Origin of the sequence: Pseudomonas tolaasii NCPPB 2192, from assembly GCF_002813445.1 — a bacterium.
Taxonomy (GTDB): Bacteria; Pseudomonadota; Gammaproteobacteria; order Pseudomonadales; family Pseudomonadaceae; genus Aquipseudomonas; species Aquipseudomonas tolaasii.
The window spans coordinates 5,044,712-5,063,040 of record NZ_PHHD01000001.1; the positions used below are offsets into that span (position 1 = coordinate 5,044,712).

Below are 18,329 nucleotides of genomic sequence, written 5' to 3' on the forward strand. Positions count from 1 at the left end.
CCGGGGAAGTAAAAACATGATCAAACAGTTGAGCCTGTTAACGCTGGCAATGTGCGCCGGTATCAGCCAGGTCGCCCTCGCCGAATCGGTTTCCGATCAGGCCGATTCCAAGGGTTTCATCGAAGGCAGCAGCGTCACCGGGCTGCTGCGCAACTACTACTTTGATCGCGACCGCCAAAGCGGCAAGGCCGACAACCGCGACTGGACCCAGGGCGCGATGCTCAACTACGCCTCGGGCTTCACCCAGGGCACCATCGGTTTTGGCGTGGACGCCTACGCCTACGGCGCCATGAAACTCGACGCCACCCATGAAGACAACAACACCGGCGAACTGCCGACCAACCGCAATGGCGACCCCAAAGACGGTTACGGCTCTGTGGGCGCAGCGGTGAAAATCAAGATTTCCAAAACCCAGTTGAAGTTCGGTGACATGCAGCCCACCGCACCGGTATTCGCCACCGGCGGCACGCGCATTTTGCCGCAGACGGCCACCGGTTTTGACCTGACCAGCAGCGAGATCGCCGGCCTGGACCTGGAAGCCGGGCACTTCACCAGCACCAACAGCGGCATGACCAGCAACCATGACCACGACATTTACGCGACGTACGCCAACGTGGCCGCCAACAGCGCTAGCTTCATCGGCGGCAAATACACCTTCACGCCGTCCCTGAGCGCCACGGTGTACGCGGGCGAGCTGGAAGACATCTGGCGCCAGTACTACACCAACCTCAACTATGTGCTGCCGCTGGGCCATGACCAGTCGCTGGCTCTGGACGGCAACCTGTACCGCACCCTGGATACCGGCAGCGCCAAGGCCGGGGCGATCAATAACACCACCTACTCGCTGGCGGCGGCCTACTCATTCCTGCAGGCGCACACGCTGACGCTGTCGTTCCAGAAAGTGCACGGCGACACGCCGTTCGACTATATCGGCACCGGCAACAACGGCGCGGGTGAAGGTGGCGACTCGGTATTCCTGGCCAACTCGATCCAGTGGGGCGACTTCAACGGCCCGGGCGAGCAGTCGTGGGGCATTCGCTATGACCTGAACATGGCGAGCTACGGCGTGCCGGGCCTGAGTTTCATGACCCGTTATGTCAACGGCACCGACATCAACGGCACGCATACCCCGGTGGGCAGCGCCTATGCCGGCGATTACGGCGCCGATGGCGACCACCACGAAACGGATGTGGAAGCCAAATACGTGCTGCAGAGCGGCCCGGCGAAAAACCTGTCGTTTCGCCTGCGTGACGCCATGGTTTCATCCAACGCCGACCAGCGCGATGGCAAGCTCAACGAGCTGCGGGTGATCGTCGACTACCCCTTCACCCTGCTGTAATCACCGCGGCACCGACTCCAACAGCTGGCGCATTCCCGCGCTGGCGGCTGGACCGGCCTGCAACCGGCAGCGGTCCAGCGTCACCACCTCCCCCTCGGCATTCGCCAGCATTGGCTGCACGGCGCAGCCTGTCTCGTGATCGATCAACTCGACGCTGGCGCCCTCCTCGGCAAAATGCCGATTGCCAAACGCCACCAACGCCATCAGCACCATCCGGAAGTCCTCGCCCCTGGCCGTCGGCGCATATTCGTAACGCGGCGGGCGCTCGCTGTATGGCCTGCGCTCCAGCATTCCGGCCTCAACCAGGGCGTTCAGACGTCTCGTCAGCATGTTCGGCGCGATGCCCAGGCTGCGGGAAAACTCATCGAAGCGGCGCAGGCCCTGCAACGCATCGCGCATGATCAACATGCTCCACCATTCGCCGACCCGTTCGAGGCTGCGGGCGATGGGGCATTCGTCGCTGGTGAGGGACTTGCGTTGCATAAGGCTTCCCGTGGGTGATTACAAAGTTGTGTGACGCCATGTTACTTTCATGATGATAGTGACGTCCACCGCTGTGTATCCCTCAACGCAACAGGAGTCGATTGATCATGAGTAAACGTATCGTCGTGACAGGCATGGGCGCATTGACGCCACTTGGGGCGAATGTGGAAGCCACCTGGCAACGTCTGCTGAACGGGCAATCGGGGATTCGGCGGCTGCCTGAGGAATTGATCGGGGACCTGGCCGTGAGCATCGGCGGCCAGGTCCAAAGCGTGGCGCAAGACCCTGAAGCCGGCTTCGATCCTGACCGACTGCTGGCCGCCAAGGAACAGCGCAAAATGGACCGTTTCATTCTGTTCGCCCTGGCTGCGGCGGATGAAGCCTTAAAACAAGCCGCTTGGGCACCGAAAACCGCTTTGGAACAGGAACGCACCGCGACCATCATCGCCTCCGGTGTGGGCGGTTTTCCGGCGATTGCCGACGCCGTGCGCACCACCGACAGCAAAGGCCCGCGACGCCTGTCGCCGTTTACCATTCCGTCGTTTCTGAGCAACATGGCCGCCGGTCATGTATCGATCAACTACGGTTTGAAAGGCCCGCTGGGCGCGCCGGTGACTGCGTGTGCGGCGGGCGTGCAGGCCATTGGCGACGCGGCGCGGATGATCCGCGCCGGGGAAGTCGACGTGGCCGTGTGCGGAGGTGCGGAAGCGGCCATTCACCGCGTCAGCCTGGCCGGTTTTGCGGCGGCGCGGGCGTTGTCGAGTGACTTCAACGAAACGCCGCAGCTCGCTTCACGGCCGTTTGATCAAGCGCGCGACGGTTTCGTGATGGGTGAAGGCGCGGGCATCCTGGTGATTGAGGAACTGGAACACGCCCTGGCACGCGGCGCGCAACCTATCGCCGAACTGGTGGGTTACGGCACCAGCGCCGATGCCTATCACATGACCGCAGGCCCCGAAGACGGCGACGGTGCACGGCGGGCAATGGTTCAAGCGTTGCGCCAGGGCGGAATCGAAGCGTCGCACGTGCACTACATGAACGCCCATGCCACGTCCACCCCAGTGGGCGACAAAGGCGAATTGGCGGCGATCAAGAGTGTCTTCGGCACGAGTGGCACCCCGGCGATCAGCTCGACCAAATCCGCCACCGGCCATTTACTCGGTGCAGCGGGCGGTATCGAGGCGATCTTCACCGTATTGGCCCTGCGCGATCAGATAGCCCCGGTGACGCTGAACCTGGACAACCCGGACGCCCTCGCCGACGGGCTGGACATGCTGCGCGGTGAAGCGCGGCGTTTGCCGATTGAATACGCGCTGTCCAACGGCTTCGGGTTTGGCGGGGTGAATGCCAGCGTGCTGTTCAAGCGCTGGCCCTAACCGGTGGTTTGCCCCTGAGGTGATTTTCGGGGACCATGGGCGCCTTTCCGTTTTAGCCAACAAGAGGCGCCCATGGCCAACCACGACCTGTCCTTCACTCCCGACCCGGATGCCGATTCCATTTCCTCCGACGTCATCGGTTTCAACGGCATCCTGGTCTCGACCCAAGTGCCGACCCGCGCCGATGGCAGCCTGGAACTGGGCGATATCACCCTGCAAAGCGAATGCACCCTGCAAGCGCTGAAAGTTGCGCTGGAGAAAGCCGGCAGCTCCATGGACCGGGTCATGCACCTGACCATCTACCTCACCGACATGGCTGACCGTGCGGCGTTCAACGAAGTTTACAAGCGCTTTTTCGCCAAACCGTGGCCGGTACGTGCCGCTGTGGGCGTGGCCGCGCTGGCGGTCGAAGGCATGCGCGTGGAAGTCACCGCCATGGCCGCCAAAGCCTGACCCCTCGTCACCCTGAATCAATTGTGGGAGCTGGCTTGCCTGCGAAGGCGGTGGCATTGCCAACAAAGATTTCGCCCATGCCGCCGCCATCGCAGCCTCGCCGGGGCTCGACAGCTCCCACAGGGGACCGCGTTCATCCGTTGAAATGCGGTCAAGTGTGGGAGCTGGCTTGCCTGCGATGGCATCGACCGGGTTCCGGATTACTCCGCGGTGTGTGCATCGCAGGCAAGCCAGCTCCCCCAGAAACGCTCAGCTGCAAAAACTTCAACCGGCCTCGTTCAAGATCAGGCTGCGGTAATGTCCAGGATTCGACCCCGACCACTTGCGAAATGCCTTGTAAAACGAACTCGCATCGGCAAACCCCAACCGTGCTGCAATCTCGGCAAAGCTGATCTGGGGTTCGGCGAGCCACACAATCGCCAACTCCTTGCGCACGCTGTCCTTGAGCCCCTGATAAGTCTGCCCTTCTTCCGCCAGCCGGCGGCGCAATGTCGAGGCCGAGATGCACAAGGAAGCCGCTAACCCCTCGGTTTCCGGCCAGGTGTCGGCAGGCATTTGCCGCAGATCGTGTTTGATCCGCGCCGCCAGGCTTTGCGGGTCGCGGTATTTCACCAGAATGTTGGCCGGTGCATGGGCCAGAAACCGCTTCAACTCCTCGGCACTGCGCTTGACGGGCAGGTCCAGGCAATCGGCCGAAAAGATCATCCGCGTGCGCGGCCGATCAAACCGCAGGTTGTCGGAAAACATCACCCGGTAGTCATCACAAAAATTCGGCTGGGGGCAACGCAGCTCAATCGCCAGGATCGGAATACGCCGTCCGGCCAGCCAGCAGGCCACGCCGTGCACGATCATCCAGTAGGCGAAGTAGGTAAAAGCGCGTCGTGGCGCAACCTCGGGCTCCAACAGCACGATTTCCGCCAGGCTTTGCTGACGCACCAGTTGCGCGGGTAACTGGTCGAGCATCAACGACAAAAACTGCAGGCCGGCTGCCAGGCTTGCACCCACGTTCGGCTGCGCCATGGCGGTACGACACAGGAATTCAAAGCTGCCGGACTTGAGCTTGCGCGGGTCCATGCCGAAAAACTCATCGTCCAGACGCCTTGCCAGCAAGCGCCACAAGCGTGCATAGGTGGTGGCCGGCACTCGCCCATCGGGCTGCGTGAGCAACGCCGGATCGATACCGGCCTTGTTCAGGGCTTCAAGTGTCGCAGCGCCGGGCGCGCAGCTCTGCAACAAGGCTTCACGCACCAGGTGAATGGAAATGGTGTCTTTTTCCGCCATGAAATTTGGCTATTCCGCTATCCAGAAACGTGGCGTGCATCATAAGGGCGGTCGCGATTTGCCACCACCGTTCAGCAGCAGTTCAGCAAAGGTCAATATTCGCTGTTTAGTAATGAGTATCATTATGTTACAAATTAGCATCCTAACAGTCTCGACGCGGTGCCGAATGCTTGTTCCCTTTTTAATCATGTTGCGCGAAGGCATTGAAGCCGCATTGATCGTTGGCATCATCGCCAGTTATCTGCAACAAACCGGCCGCGGCCAATGGATGCCTGCCGTGTGGATCGGCGTCTTCCTCGCCGCTGCCCTGGCCCTGCTGGTCGGCGGCGGCCTTGAGCTGGTCAGCGCGGAATTCCCGCAAAAACAACAGGAACTGTTTGAAGGCGTGGTCGGCCTGGTGGCGGTGGGCATTCTCAGTTCCATGGTGTTCTGGATGCGCAAGGTCGCGCGGTCCATCAAGCATGCCTTGCACGAATCCCTCGACCATGCACTGGCCGGTTCCAAACATCAGGTGATCGCGCTGATCGCCATGGTGTTTTTCGCCGTGGCCCGTGAAGGTTTGGAAACCGTGTTCTTCCTGCTCGCCGTGTTCCAGCAAAGTGAAGGCCCCGGCGCGCCGATTGGCGCCCTGCTCGGCCTGATTCTGGCCATCGTCGTGGGTTTCCTGATCTATTCCGGCAGCATGCGCCTGAACCTCGGCGCATTTTTCCGCTGGACCGGCCTGTTCATCCTTGTGGTGGCCGCCGGCATTCTCGCCAACTCGGTGCAGGCCCTGCATGAAGCCGGGGTGTGGAACCACCTGCAAACCGTGCTGTTCGACTTCAGCTCCGCTTTGCCAATGGACAGCCCGTTGGGTTCAGTGCTCGCCGGTATGTTCGGCTACCAGGAGGCGCCGACCGTGAGCACCCTGGGCGCTTATCTGATTTATCTGGTGGTGGCTTTGGTGATGTTCTTCCTGCCCTCGGCCCCCGCCAAGCCTGTCGCCAAAACCTCTTCCGTTTCCAGCCAGTAAGGACCGTCTCTTGTCCAACCCAACCCCTCAACCGGCACCGCCTTCCCGCGCCCTGCGCTGGGCGGTGGCCGGGTCGGTGGTCGTGATGATCGCCGCCGGTGCGCTGTTTTATTACGCCTCGCAGCTGGCTGCCGCCAAGCGCCAGACCAACCACAACGAAATCGCGGTGACCATCCATGGCCATGCCTGCGAACCCAACGAGCTGACCGTGCCCGCCGGGCGCGCGAGCTTTCGCATCATCAACCGTTCCGACCGCGCCGTGGAATGGGAAATCCTCGACGGCGTGCTGGTGATCGAAGAACGCGAAAACATCGCACCGGGCCTCAGCCAGGTGATCAACGCCAACCTGTTGCCCGGCGATTACGCGATCACCTGCGGCCTGTTGAGCAACCCGCGCGGCACCTTGCATGTAACGCCAACCGCCGAATCCGATGCACAGGCCAAGGCGAAGCCATCAATGGTGGCGTTTATCGGCCCGCTGTCGGAATTTCGCGTGTACCTGAGCAGTCAGGGCGGCGCCCTGATCAAGGCTGCGACCGCACTGCAACAAGCCATCGACGCCGGTGACCTGGCCCAGGCTCAGGCGCTGTACGTGCCGGCCCGCGAGGCCTATCAGCGACTGGCACCGGCATCGCAACGACTGGCCGAGCTGGACAACGCCATCAATGCCCGCGCCGACTACTTTGAAAAACGCGAACAGGACCCGGCGTTCAGCGGTTTCCACCGCATCGAATACAGCCTGTTCCAGCAACGCAGCCTCGATGGCCTGAGCCCGGTCGCCCAGCGCCTGGTTAGCGACGTCACCACGCTCAAGACACAACTGCTGTCGCAGTCTCTGCCACCTGAGCAGCTGGTGAGCATTGTGGTGCGCAACCTCAACAGTCTGGCCGACGTGCGCGCGGCGAGCGGTGAAGAGGAACGTTACAGCCACATCGACCTGAACGGCTTCGCCGCCAACCTGGAAGCCGCCCACAAAGTGGTCGAGCTGATGCGGCCGCTGCTGGCCAAATCGGCGGCCGATTTGCTGCCGAAAATCGACAGTGCCCTCAACGCGTTCGATGCCGAACTCGCGGGCTTCAAGGTCAATGACAGTTACAGCGCTTATGACAGCGTTACCGCCGATCAGCGCAAGCAGATCGCCGACAAGGCCAAGGCTCTGGCCGTTGCACTCGATGGAATCGACCCCGCCCTTGGCCTTTCCGGCCTGCAGTGAAGACGACCGCACAGATGAGTGATTCAGAACAGCTTAACCTTCAGCGCCGCCGCGTCCTGCTGGGCATGGCGGCTACCGGCGCGGCGATTGCCGGCAGCACCCTGACCTGCCCGGCCATGGCGGCTGCGGCCGAGCAAGTCACCACGGCGCCGCGCAGTGACAAAACCCAGGACCACCACGACTTTTTCGGCAAGCATCAGACCGGCATCGTCACCCCGCGCCCGGCGTGCGGCATGATCGTGGCCTTCGACGTGCTGGCAGGCGACCGTGAAGACCTGGAGCGCCTGTTCCGCACCTTGAACGAGCGCATCAGCTTTCTGATGACCGGCGGCACCGTGCCGCAAGTCGACCCGAAACTGCCGCCCACCGATTCCGGCATCCTCGGCCCGGTGGTCACGCCGGACAACCTGACCATCACCGTGTCGGTCGGCGAGTCACTGTTCGATGAGCGTTTCGGCCTCACCGCCGCCAAGCCCAAGCGTCTGAGCCGCATGGTCGGCTTTCCCAACGATGCACTGGAACCGGCTCAGTGCCACGGCGACCTGAGCCTGCAATTTTCGTCCAACACCCCGGACACCAACATTCACGCCCTGCGCGACATCGTGAAGAACCTTCCGGACCTGCTGCTGGTGCGCTGGAAACAGGAAGGCAGCGTGCCGCCACAGGCCCCCGCCAAACCGGGTGAGCCGGCGCAAAGCGCGCGTAACTTCCTCGGTTTCCGTGACGGTTCGGCCAACCCGAACTCCAACGACGACAAGGCGATGGACCAGATTGTCTGGGTACAGCCGGGCAGCGACGAGCCAGCCTGGGCGGCGAACGGCAGCTACCAGGCCGTGCGCATCATTCGCAACTTTGTCGAGCGCTGGGACCGTACCCCGCTGCAAGAACAGGAAAGCATCATCGGCCGCGTCAAACCTTCCGGCGCACCGATGGATGGCGACAAGGAAACCCAGGTTCCCGACTACAGCAAGGACCCTGAAGGCAAGTTGACCAAGCTCGATGCCCACATCCGGCTGGCCAACCCGCGTACCCCGCAGACCCAGGCCAACCTGATTCTGCGTCGGCCGTTCAATTACTCCAACGGCGTCAACAAAAACGGTCAGCTGGACATGGGGCTGCTGTTCATCTGCTACCAGGCTGACCTGGAGAAAGGCTTTATCAGCGTGCAAACCCGGCTCAACGGCGAGCCTCTGGAGGAATACCTCAAGCCGGTCGGCGGCGGGTACTTCTTCACCTTGCCGGGAGTCACGGGGCCCAAGGATTTCCTCGGGCGTACGCTGCTCGCTGCAACGCACTCTCAAACCACTGCCAAAGCTTAAATAAAACAAACCTCAGAGCGGAAACCGTCCCATGAAGAAGTCGACTATTGCGTTGTCGTTGTTAATGACCCTTTCGCCGCTGGCAGCCTTTGCCGAAACCGCACCGCTGGACCTGGTAGGCCCGGTTTCGGACTACAAAATCTACGTGACCGAAGAAATCGGCGAGCTGGTCACCCAGACCAAAGCCTTCACCGACGCCATCAACAAGGGCGACCTGGCGACCGCGCAAAAGCTCTACGCGCCGACCCGTGTGCACTATGAGTCCATCGAGCCAATCGCCGAGCTGTTCAGCGACCTCGACGCCTCCATCGACTCCCGTGTCGACGACCACGAAAAAGGCGTGAAGGCCGATGACTTCACCGGTTTCCACCGCATCGAATACACCCTGTTCTCCGAGAAAACCACCAAAGGTCTGGAAGCGCTGACCGCCAAGCTCAACAGCGACGTCAACGACCTGAAAACCCGCGTTGACGGCCTGACCTTCCCGCCTGAAAAAGTCGTGGGCGGCGCGGCAGCGCTGCTGGAAGAAGTCGCCGCCACCAAGATCTCCGGTGAAGAAGACCGCTACAGCCACACCGACCTGTACGACTTCCAGGGCAACATCGACGGCGCGAAGAAAATCGTCGACCTGTTCCGTGGCCAGATCGAGAAGCAGGACAAGGCCTTCCTGGCCAAGGTCGACAAGAACTTCGCCACCGTCGACAAAATCCTGGCCAAGTACAAGACCAAGGATGGCGGCTATGAGACCTACGACAAGGTCAAGGAAAACGACCGCAAGGCGCTGGTCGGCCCGGTTAATACCCTGGCTGAAGACTTGTCCACACTGCGTGGCAAGCTGGGCTTGAACTGATTCATCACGCTGGCATTCGGACGGCCCTCAAGGACGCCCGAATGCCAGCGGTTTCACATCTCGCCCGCCTCAGGCGTGAACCGCTCCAGTGGCGCCCCTTCGGGTTTGCCGCTCAATGGGTTGATGGCATACCACGCGCCATTCTTCTGAACCGCCAAGACCTCTCGATCTGCGCTGGCACCCATCCGGGCGCCCGGCCATTGGCTGGGTGATCGACCTTCCCCTGCCAGCAGCGTATCGCGCGCGCCCAGCGCCCATCGCCATTGCTCAAACGTTTTGACCGGAAGAAAGATATTGGAGCCGACACGAACCGTCTGACCCTTGGCGATCATTTTCAGCGCGTTCAGGCCGTTCGGGGCCGACCGCAGGATCTCCGGAACACTCTCCAGCGGATTGAACAGGCCCCGGAAAAATGCCCCCGCACCTTTGAGACCCGCCATGCTGAAGGGTTTGCCGCTGAAGGGAATAAACATTCTTAGCCCCTTCGCCACTCCCTTGAAAGCCGAGAGTCCGCCTGTGGCGGCAAGAGACGCAAGGTCGATCAGTAACCCCTTCACCCCGGCTTCTATTTTACCCTCCACCAAGTCGGCAATTGCCCCTACATAGGGAATCAGGCTGAGTAGCGCACGCGCATTTTCCGTTGTGAATAACTTGCTCGTCGCCAAGGGATGCTCGCGCTTATGCAGCGCCGACGGCTCGTTGGCGTAGGCAATGCGCGCTTCACGGTCGTCGACAAAGCTGTGGGCCTGAAGCCTTTCCACAATCTGTGCGGTTCTGGAAGAAGCAAACGTGTCAGGCGTGTGCTCCGGTGAAATGGAGGGAGCTTCAGGTAATGCGCTGCCCAGCCGTTCAATGATGACCTTGGACTTCATCCCCGGTCGCGGTGCGTCGCTGGTGTGATAAGCCTCAAAGTCGAAGGGCAATTCCGTGCCTCTACGAAATTTGGCGTTGACATAGGCGAAGGGACCAAAGGGTTTCTTTCCGTTCTCAATGTTTCCACCCAGTGGCAACTGTTCGGGCAAGTCCGTTCGCTTGACCATTTTCATGGAACCTGGAAAAACCTCGAAATAGCCATTTCTTGGCTCGACCGCCCCCGTCTCATAGCGCATCAACAGGCCATGGCGCCCCATTTTCGTGGCAACACTCGACTCCGCCCCCCTGTCAGCCTCCAGGTCGTCCCCGGTTTCCTTGCGCACGCTGAAAAATTCGATTTTCCCCGCCGCTAACGCCTTACGGTCCTGCAAGGGCAGTTGGTCAATCATCTGCTTCAAAACCGTGGCCTGCGCAGTTCTGGCTTCGGCGATATAGCGGTCGACCGCGGGTGCAACCAATGGCGCGATCCTGGGCAATCGTTCCAGACGCTCTTTGAGAGTGGCAAAAGGTATCTTGAGATTGAGGGCTCGCACCCAGTCTTCGCTCAGCCCAGGCTGCGAGTCACTCTCGGCCTGGAGCATCAAAATCACATCCGTCAGCGATTTGGGGGAATCGAAATGTGTCGAAAATTGATTACCGAGAACAACCCCGTCGGCACGGTTTTCCCTTTGCAGCTTTATGTTGCGAATTTCATCCTCAGTCATCTCCGGAAGCAGCCGCACAAGCTCCTTGACCAGCAGATCAGCCTGAGTCGGCGACCCACTCACTAAAGTGGCGAAGGCCTTTTGTGTCTGATTTTCGCGCTCGGTGAACGCTTTCGCGGCGGTCTCGTAATTGTCCGCAGAATAGTTTCCATCCAGGCTCGCGGGTAACACTCCCGCCATCACGGCCCAATCCAACAGCGGCTGGGCAGCCAATTGTTTGATCAAGGTTTCCTGCTCCGGGCCTGTAGCACTCAACCGCGCGAGCGCCATGATGTGTTTAAAGTTCATGGCGCGTGAACTGCCCGCGGTCGCAAAAGAATCAACCAAAGCACAACCCAGCCGCAGATTGAGCCAACCGGTGGAGCCGACCTTGATGCTCTCCGGGTCCTGATTGAGTAACTGAGCCGTATCCGCTGGCACTGTCGGGTCTTTTTTGATCAGCATCTCCGGTGCCGATTGGGCCAGAAACAAGTGCGCCATCAATGACGAAACGCTGGCGTCCAGACCTTTGCCCTGAAGGTGTTTCTCCACGTCTGAACGCACTTCCTTAAGGGTGCGCCCCTTGTTGCCTGGCTGATATAAACCGTAACCGGCAACCGTACCGGGCTTGCCGGGCAAGGTAGCATCAACGTTCAGTTTGAGAGCCGCTGCCAGCAGTTGATGACGATCGGCTTTTGCAAGCGTCTGGCCGTCGGCGACTGCATACAACTGGAGGGACCTGGCGAGGCTTTCGGCTTGTGCGATAGCCTGGGGCGAATCAAAAAATGCAGCGAACTGGCTGTCCGGATCCGTAAAGGACTCAAACCCTGAGGCCTTCGCAGTGAAATTCTTGAACAGAGCCATCACTGGTCCCGAGGCGCCTTTAAGCGTTTCAAGCGCCGTGCCCGAGAGCGCCTGTGTGCTGTGCACATAGGGCGTCATTGCGGCATAGTCACCGGCCAGTGGTGGCGACGGCAATTGGATGTCGAGCCACTCCAGCGCCACGCGCAACTGGCCCACGGTTTTCACGGCGTCAGGTAGGTACAACTTCAGCACCTGGCGCGCGTCGTAAGTGCGTGTGGTGTACAGAGCATTTCCGGTTTTCTTGCTCAGTTTTACCAATTGCGCCAAATCTTCGTTCATCTTGCTGGCTGCGGCTTTCTCGTCTGCGCTGCCGGCGACGCCGACTTTACCCACCTCATCGTCGAAAGCGCGCTGCAGAGAAACCCACTGGCCCGCGCCATTGCGCATTTGCAGATCGCCCGCCGACAGTCTGAATTGACGGCCGGGTTCGGCAAATCCGGTTTTCTTCAGAAATGCCTGAAACGGCGCCGATGCGAGAAATTCGACAAACAACTTTCGCGGCTTGATGCTTCGCCGGTCCAGGGTTGAGCCGGGCTCGACGGCCATGCTCTGCTGTTGCAAGCGCAGAGCTTCACTGTCGGGCTTGCCTTCAAGCAGTGGTCGCAACTGTTCCACTATTTGCGCGCGTACGGCACTGTCGGCCTGCTGTTGGAGCAACCGCTTGAATTGGCTCCCCCACGTGTCGCGCTGCGCTGATGAGATCTCGGGCCACCCCTGCTGTTTGAGCTGTTTGGCCAGTTGTGGCGCAGACTGTTCATTGGCGGGCGGCTTCACGCCATAGAAGCTCAGTATCACTTCACGCGGGATCAAGCTGTGGGTTACCCCCGCATTGATGGGTATCCCCCGGTCATCCGGGGATAGCACCCTCTGCGCAGCACTGATGTGCTTGCCGACCAGGCCCCAGCCCGAACCATCAGTGGTGGACAACCGTTGGAAAATCTCTTTGCCATCGCGCACCACAATGCCGGTCACGCAATCGCTGAACACACGTACCGTCGAAGGTTTGAGCGCCTGGGCCTTGAACCATGCCTGCAAGGTCGGCTCATTGAGGGCCTGGGTATACCGCTCGATGAAGGGAGCGATGGATGATTTGGCCGGAACGGTGTTGCCCGTTTCGCTCCCGGTTTTCAGCCACTGAATCAGGTTTTTTTGCAATTTGGCGTCCGCCTTTTCAGCGTTCGCTGCGGCGGGGTATCGGCGCGGGGGCCTGGTGCCTTTGTCAGACGGCGCTGCGCCTGCTTTGCTCGTATCACGTTTGGCCCGGCCACCCGGCGGATCCAGGGATAACTGACGCAATGAAGGCACGTGAGGCGCCTGAACGCGAGGCCGGTTTTCAGAGCCCCCTGCGGGAGGGGAAAGGGGAATGTCGCAGGTGGTCAAATGCGCTGTGGACGCTTGAGGTACCAGGGGTTGACTGAAAATTGCGCCGTTCCCTTTTGCAAGGATTGTCGACATTGAGGTTTCTCTTTACCGGTTGGAGGGGCGAGCGTTCTCCTCCGTGAGACCCGTCAACCGAGAGCCTACAAATACCCCCCCAGGCGGTGCCGTAGGAAAACACTTAAGGCGTGGCGAAAGTATCCGGGCCAGGAAAACCCGACCCGGGGCGACGCTTTACGCCGCCGCTGTAACGAGCTCTCGCACACCCTCCAGCGGTGTGCCGACCGGCAAGCCGGTTTCAGGATGCGTGGCATACCACTGTCCTTCGACGTGCAACGCATTGACGCCGATGCCGTTGATAAGCCCGCTAAAGGTTCCTCGACTCTGTTGGCCGCCCACGTCAGCATTGATCTGCTTGAGCCCCGCTTCCACACCGAGGTAAGTGCGCAGCTTTTCCTCCACGCCTCCCAGCGCCGTCAACACTGACGATCGGGGCGTCTTGCTCAGAAGCTTGGGCACCACAAACACTCCTTTCGCCCCGAGGGCGAGCAGGTCAGCGCTGCCATCCAGTGGATTTAGAAAACCGCTCACAGCCGCCACGCCTTTTTCCAAAACACGAAAGACTTTCGAGCCGAACGGGGCCACCACTTTCGTGGACTTGAGCAAGGTACTGACGCCGGAACCTGCGCCCCCCACAAAAGCGCCCACCGTGTCGATAATCAGCCCACGAGTGCCCTCAACAATGTTGCCCTTGGCCAGTTCCATGATTGCACCGACGAACGGAATCATGCCCAGCAGAATGCCGTCATTTCGCCGCAATACTTCACGTTGTTGCTCCAGCCCCAACGCGCCCCTGGAAGCCGCCAGCACGGTATCGCGGTGGTGAACAAAATTGCCTTGCATGATCCGGTCGACAATCGCGACGGATCGTTCTGAAGAAAAACTGTCGGGCACAAGGGCCGATGCGTCGCCCTGTTGCACGGGCGCAACGCCCGTTAGGGTAGCGCCCAGTTTCTCGATGATGACGCCATCGGACTTCACTCCGGGTCTGGGCACTGAATCAGCGCTGTACGCCGTAAAATCAAACGGCTCTTGCGAACCTTTCTGTAGCTGCGTGACGGAGGGTGCCCAGCGTCCGTAGGTGGTCAGGCCATCCTCGAGTGTGCCCCCAAGCTTGAGCCTAGCGGGCAGATCCTCGCGTTTCACGATCAGCATCTTGTCCGGGAACACCTCGAAATAACGCACGATCCCCTTGTACTCACTGCGTACCAGGGTGCCCTTGCGCCCTTTTCGCTCCTCAACCTGCTGGCCCGTCTGCTCCACGGTCGGCACGTTGTCGACCTCGCTGCGCAAGGCAAACAGTTCGACATCGCCCCATTCCAGCGCCTGGCGATCTTCCAGGGGCAGATTTGCAAACAGCTGGCGGGTAGTGGTGCTCAAACCCTGCTTGAGGTTAGCCAGGTAGGTGTCGACTTTTCCAGCCAGCAGCGCTTGTACATCCGGCAGTCGAGCGATCCTGGCATTCAACGCCTTGACGTTTTGGTCGACGGCTGCCTGGTCAGACCTGCTTAGCTTCGGTTTAGCGCCATAGGGTGTTTTCGGCGCAGGCGGTTGGGGGACCTGCTCGCCCGGTGCCAGCAGCATCCAACGGCCTGCGGTCAGGTCGCCACTCATGTAGGTCTCAATCAGGGAGCGGGTTCTTGGCTCCGAGAGTTTCATATTACGTCGCTCGTCCGGGTCAGCGATGGACACTCTCAGTGCTTGCAGCTGTGCAATATTCAAGTCGGGAAATACTGTTTGCAGATAGTCGGTCGCGAGGTCGCGCCGCGTCGGCAACGGTGCCTTGAATGCACTCAGGGCCTGAATGAGGTCTCTACGCTGCGCGTCGAAGGCGCCGGCAGCCTGCTGATGCTGCTGCGGTGTGTACAGCCCCCCTGCCGGTTTGGTGTAGAGCCCCTGCATCAGCCCCCAATCGAGCAATACGTTGACGCCGTAGTTATCCAGCAACGCGGCCTCTTGCGGATTGCGCGCGTCCAGACGGCTGAGTGCCATGACCTGCGCATAGCGCATCCCGCGAGAACACCCCGCTCCCCCTTGCCGCTCGGCAAAGGTCACTCCCAGACGCAGGTCTGCCCATTCCCTGGAACCTATTCGCAAATTGGCGGGAACACCCCGGACCAGAAATTCGGGGGCCGCACTGGCCAGGAACAGATGGGCCACCAACGGTGCAGCCTTGGCATCGTTACCGAGTTTGCGCCGCAGGTGCGCCTCGATATCCTCACGAACCTGGGCCAGCGAACGCCCGGTGTTGGCGGGCGAATAGACGTCATAGCCGGCGACAGTACCCGGTGTCCCGGGAGCTTCGGGGTCAATCTGCAGCAGGATCGCGGCGATCGCCCACTGCATCAGCTCCTGCGATGAGTAGCCGGTAGTGCCCGATGCCCCCCGAAAGTGCCGGTTGAGTGCAATGTGCTCCCAAACGGCCTGCGGGCGGGCCCGGCTGAGTGCCTGGCTGATAAAAAACTCCGCCCGATCGCGCAGCTCTTCCGGGGTCTTTGAATCGAGAATCCCCCCGGAGAAAAGGTCACGCGAAGGATTTTTGTGATTAGGGTCTACCTGGGTCAACCCAGCCAGATACGCCTTGTCGGCATTGGACAGGACGCCCGGCGCCCATGGGTTTGAAATCAATTGTGCGTAATTGCCCAAAGCCGGCGCGGGTGGAAGACCAGCATGGAGCCAGCGCAGGACATTGCGCAATTGCGCTGCAGTCTCGGGCAGTGGCAGGCCAAGCGATTGCAGTACAGCGCTCAGCGAGGCCTCGGTCGCGCCGCCACTGGCGAGCGCTGACGTGCTGCCGATGGGCACCATCACCCCGCTGAGCACCAGCACTTCATCGTCGGGCTTGCTACCCAGGAGCGCTTCCAACTGAGTGGCGAGGATCGAGCGCTGGTCAATGCTGTCGACAGCGGTTCTGGCTGTCTCTATTCGTTTCGCCAACTCTGCTTTGGTGTTCGCCGGCAGCGTGAACCAGTCTGATATGCCCAGCTCGTTGCGCACCCGCCCCAGGTCGCCATCGTGGGTGGGTGGTTTTACCCCGTACCAGCGCAAAATCATGTTGCGCGAAAACACATCGCTGTCGTCACTGAGGTAGGGCAACCCCTTGCCTTCCACATCCAGCGCAGCGGCAGTGGCATTCACCCGCGGGCTGATACGCCACCAGCCGGATGCATCCGTGGCAGTAAACGTCTCCAGGCGTGTGACACCGTCACGCGTCACGTTGCCGGACACTGAACCGGGTTTAACCACGACAGTGGACATGTCCATGCCTTGCCGGGCGAACCAGGCTCTAGCTTCGGGACTGTTGATTGCACTGCGATAGGCGTCAAAGACGGGATAAATGCTGGACCTGTCAGGCACCTGCACGCGCTTGTCCGCCGTTCCGCCCAAAGCCGCCCCGCGCATGGCGTCTTGCAACTCGCGGTCGCCCAGTGGTGCCAGGCTATTGCGGCGTGATGATTGAGGGAGAAAGGTCCAGCCGGACCTTTTCTCCTGGTTTGATGCGTCTTGCGCGGTGCTGCGCCTGACGCGAGCAGCGGATTGCGATGCAGGCGTGTGTGATGCCTGCGGGTCGATAAAGTCCTTTTGATTAAACGTCCTGGAAGCACTGATGCCGGAAACAGGCATGACGACTCTCCCACTGAGTTTGGACAATTAAAGCAACGGCTTTGCACGGCAAAGCAGCCAGGACAACCTTAAGCCGCCGTTTTTGACGGCGGCGTAGGGAATATCCCAAGCCTTAAAAGCCAGCGCCCGGTGCAGGCACGGTCTCAGATGGGCACAACGTGATGATTAAAGAATGCGATACAGCAGGCGCTCAATCCGCACACGGCTGACACGGCGCAGGAACTTGCCGACCGCCGGCGGATAGTCCACCAGTGACTGCAACTGCTGGTAACCCTCGATACGGCAGGTGTGCTCGAAAATGTGTGCCAGCTCGGTACGCCGTGGTCCCAACCATTCGCCCTGAGGGTCATCGATCAGCAGGCCGTTTTCCAGATCCAGCCGGAACGCTCGCGGGTTGAGGTTGTTGCCCGTGAGCAAGGTGTAACGCTGGTCAATCCACATGCCTTTGAGGTGATAGGAATTGTCGCCATCGCGCCACAGGTGCAGGTTCAGTTGGCCGCTGTCGATTGCCGGCTGATGCCGTTTGGCGAAACGGCGCAGGCTGATTTCATACAGATACGGCAGTGCCGAGATCACCTTGAACGGTTCGCTCGGCGGAATGTAAAAATCGTTGGCGGTCTTGTCGCCGACAATGATGTCAACCTTCACCCCGCGCGCCAGGGCACGGTTGATTTCCCGCGTCACCGGCAATGGCAGGTTGAAATAGGGCGTGCAGATGGTCAGTTGGTGCTGGGCGCTGGCGATCAACTCCAGAACCACCCGGTTGAGCGGGTTGTTCTTGCCCACGCCGAGCAACGGGCTGACGGACAAGTGGCCATTGGGCAATTGCCCCGCGGTGGTGTCGTAGGCCGCATGTTTGAGTCGGCTGCGCAGGTCGCCGATGTCGTTGCGCAGGCTGCGGGTGGTCGGAGGATTTGGCAGGTCAAGGCGATGCACCGCCTTGGAGGCGACGAGCCCGTGCTCGATCAGGTGTTGCATCGAGTCGGCCAGGGGCTGGCTGTGGACCAGGTGATAACGATCAAAGCGGTATTTATCGAACTTGTGCAGGTACACATTGTTCAGGCTCGCGCCGCTGTACAACACGCTGTCATCGATCACAAAGCCCTTGAGGTGCAGCACGCCGAACAGTTCGCGGGTTTGCACCGGCACGCCGTACACCGGGACTTCGCTGCTGTGCGAGGCAGTCATCGCCTGGTACCAGGCGCTGTTGCCGGGTTGTTTGCCGGCGCCGATCAGGCCGCGCTGGGCGCGCAGCCAGTCGACCACCACCACGATATCCAGTTCCGGCCGGGCGGCCTTGGCGGCGTGCAAGGCATCGTAAATCTCCTGCCCCGCCTCGTCCTGCTGCAGATACAGCGCGACGATGTAGATGCGCCGCGTGGCCTGGGGGATTTTCTCCAGCAGGCAACGCCGGAAAGCATCGGCGCCGGGCAACACGTCAATGGCGTCGCTGGAAAGTGGGAAACCGCGCAGTTTGGGCAACAGGGAGCGTTTGAAGAACGACGGCATAAGGCTCGCAAAG

At 60.7% G+C, this 18,329-nt stretch carries 12 protein-coding genes; 7 read left to right on the forward strand and 5 right to left on the reverse strand.

What is annotated here, in order from left to right; translation table 11 throughout:
* Positions 1 to 16: 16 nt before the first annotated feature.
* The gene (locus ATI14_RS23195; protein ID WP_016973984.1) at positions 17 to 1,339 is read left to right on the forward strand and encodes an OprD family porin; all 1,323 of its coding nucleotides are present in this window, start codon (positions 17 to 19) and stop codon (positions 1,337 to 1,339) included.
* Here the strand turns inward: ATI14_RS23195 and ATI14_RS23200 are convergent, their stop codons facing one another.
* The gene (locus ATI14_RS23200; protein WP_080520550.1) at positions 1,340 to 1,822 is read right to left on the reverse strand and encodes a winged helix-turn-helix transcriptional regulator; all 483 of its coding nucleotides are present in this window, start codon (positions 1,820 to 1,822) and stop codon (positions 1,340 to 1,342) included. It lies immediately after the preceding gene.
* Between the two features lie 107 nt (positions 1,823 to 1,929).
* Between ATI14_RS23200 and fabF the strand changes: the two genes are divergently transcribed.
* Both fabF and ATI14_RS23210 read left to right on the forward strand, forming a co-directional pair.
* Positions 1,930 to 3,198 (forward strand): beta-ketoacyl-ACP synthase II, encoded by a 1,269-nt coding sequence (gene fabF, locus ATI14_RS23205; RefSeq protein ID WP_080520551.1) that lies wholly within the window; start codon positions 1,930 to 1,932, stop codon positions 3,196 to 3,198.
* 72 nt (positions 3,199 to 3,270) lie between these two features.
* Entirely contained in the window at positions 3,271 to 3,651 is a 381-nt protein-coding gene (locus ATI14_RS23210) for a RidA family protein (protein ID WP_016973982.1), read from the forward strand.
* 264 nt (positions 3,652 to 3,915) lie between these two features.
* On the opposite strand, the gene ATI14_RS23215 is transcribed toward ATI14_RS23210, so the two are convergent.
* Positions 3,916 to 4,932 carry an AraC family transcriptional regulator gene (locus tag ATI14_RS23215; RefSeq protein ID WP_016973981.1) on the reverse strand — a complete coding sequence of 339 codons (1,017 nt, stop codon included), beginning with the start codon at positions 4,930 to 4,932 and terminating at the stop codon, positions 3,916 to 3,918.
* Between the two features lie 166 nt (positions 4,933 to 5,098).
* On the opposite strand from ATI14_RS23215, the gene efeU reads away from it, so the two are divergent.
* From efeU to efeO (ATI14_RS23235), 4 genes are read left to right on the forward strand one after another with little or no spacing between them, the layout of a single operon-like run.
* Positions 5,099 to 5,944, forward strand: coding sequence for an iron uptake transporter permease EfeU (gene efeU / locus ATI14_RS23220; protein WP_016973980.1), 846 nt, complete (start codon positions 5,099 to 5,101; stop codon positions 5,942 to 5,944).
* 10 nt (positions 5,945 to 5,954) lie between these two features.
* Positions 5,955 to 7,157: an iron uptake system protein EfeO gene (gene efeO / locus ATI14_RS23225; protein ID WP_016973979.1), complete on the forward strand. Its 1,203-nt coding sequence runs from the start codon at positions 5,955 to 5,957 to the stop codon at positions 7,155 to 7,157.
* Positions 7,158 to 7,171: 14 nt separating this feature from the next.
* Entirely contained in the window at positions 7,172 to 8,476 is a 1,305-nt protein-coding gene (gene efeB / locus ATI14_RS23230) for an iron uptake transporter deferrochelatase/peroxidase subunit (protein ID WP_031320369.1), read from the forward strand.
* A 31-nt stretch (positions 8,477 to 8,507) separates the two neighbouring features.
* Complete coding sequence (gene efeO, locus ATI14_RS23235) at positions 8,508 to 9,326, forward strand: iron uptake system protein EfeO (RefSeq protein WP_016973977.1); 819 nt, start codon at positions 8,508 to 8,510, stop codon at positions 9,324 to 9,326.
* A gap of 53 nt (positions 9,327 to 9,379) precedes the next feature.
* On the opposite strand, the gene ATI14_RS23240 is transcribed toward efeO (ATI14_RS23235), so the two are convergent.
* From ATI14_RS23240 to pssA, 3 genes are all read right to left on the reverse strand, one after another.
* Positions 9,380 to 13,051, reverse strand: a complete 3,672-nt coding sequence (locus ATI14_RS23240; RefSeq protein ID WP_231124373.1) for a hypothetical protein — start codon at positions 13,049 to 13,051, stop codon at positions 9,380 to 9,382.
* A gap of 306 nt (positions 13,052 to 13,357) precedes the next feature.
* Entirely contained in the window at positions 13,358 to 16,807 is a 3,450-nt protein-coding gene (locus ATI14_RS23245) for a hypothetical protein (RefSeq protein ID WP_130886704.1), read from the reverse strand.
* A gap of 165 nt (positions 16,808 to 16,972) precedes the next feature.
* Positions 16,973 to 18,316: a CDP-diacylglycerol--serine O-phosphatidyltransferase gene (gene pssA, locus ATI14_RS23250; RefSeq protein WP_016970850.1), complete on the reverse strand. Its 1,344-nt coding sequence runs from the start codon at positions 18,314 to 18,316 to the stop codon at positions 16,973 to 16,975.
* Between the last annotated feature and the right edge of the window lie 13 nt (positions 18,317 to 18,329).